This is a genomic window from Shinella sp. NM-101 (genome assembly GCF_021401195.1).
Classification (GTDB): domain Bacteria; phylum Pseudomonadota; class Alphaproteobacteria; order Rhizobiales; family Rhizobiaceae; genus Shinella.
On record NZ_JACBFT010000054.1, the window covers coordinates 1 to 1,113 of the forward strand.

1 protein-coding gene is annotated in these 1,113 nt (G+C 65.2%); it reads right to left on the reverse strand.

The window, feature by feature from the left end; translation table 11 throughout:
• Window positions 1-2: 2 nt before the first annotated feature.
• The gene (locus L0976_RS28535; RefSeq protein ID WP_234190770.1) at window positions 3-932 is read right to left on the reverse strand and encodes an IS110 family transposase; all 930 of its coding nucleotides are present in this window, start codon (window positions 930-932) and stop codon (window positions 3-5) included.
• Between the last annotated feature and the right edge of the window lie 181 nt (window positions 933-1,113).

Below are 1,113 nucleotides of genomic sequence, written 5' to 3' on the forward strand. Positions count from 1 at the left end.
AGTCAAGCGCTTTGCCATGGTTTTCCGTCCCGGATGATGGCGTTGAGGATGGTGAGGAGCTTTCGCATGGTCGCGACGATGGCGACGATCTTCGGCTTTCCGGCAGCAACGAGACGGTCGCGGAAAGCCTTGAGGACCGGGTTGTGGCGGGCCGCCACGAGAGCGGCCATGAACAGCACGGCCCGCACCCGGCTGCGCCCGCCACCGATGAAGCTCTTGCCGCGCCACTTGCCCGACTGCCGCGTGAACGGTGCAACGCCCGCCAATGACGCGATCCGGCGCCGGTCGAGGCTGCCCAGTTCCGGCATCTCGGCAATCAGCGTGCGGGCCGTGGTCGGCCCCACGCCCGGCACCGACGTCAGAAGGGCCTCGCGCACCCGCCACAAGGGCGATTTGCGAATGCGCCCGTCCAGATCGCCATCCAGGCTTTCCAGTTCACGCCTCAGCGCGGCAAGCAGCCGCCTGATGCTCTTGTTCGTCTCCTTCGCCAGGGCCATCCGCGCCCGGTTCTCTTCCGCCGTGATCATCTGCACGATCTGGCGGCGGCGCGAAACGATGGCCGAGAAGACCTCGCTTTCCTCATCGCGCAACGGCCGGATCTCGGGGCTTGTTGCGGCCACGAAGGCTGCGATCACGGCCGCATCGATCGGATCGGTCTTGGCGCGCTTGCCCAGGGCATGGGCATAGGAACGCACCTGCGCCGGATTGACCACGACCACCGCAAAGCCGGTCGAAGACAGGCCTGCGGCTGCAAGCATCTCGTAACCGCCGGTCGCCTCCAACGCCACGATCCCGGCCTTCGCCCGGGTAAGCCGCCTGGCCAGTTCATCCACGCCGGCATGATCATTGCCGACGAAGAAACTGTCCCCGGCCGGAAGCACATGCACATCCAGCCGTTCCTTGGAAACATCGATGCCAACGATCACATCCATCTTGTCCCATCCTTGCCTAAGCGGGCTTCGCGAGCGGCCCTGGCGACTGTTCGGGTTCGATGGAACGGCGGATGATGACCCGAGCTCTCCCACGGGCTTGCAAGCCCAAAGGTCATGCGGTCTCTCATCCGCCACCGCGACACGCACTACAGCGCCAAACGCGGGCCAAGGGAAGTTACAA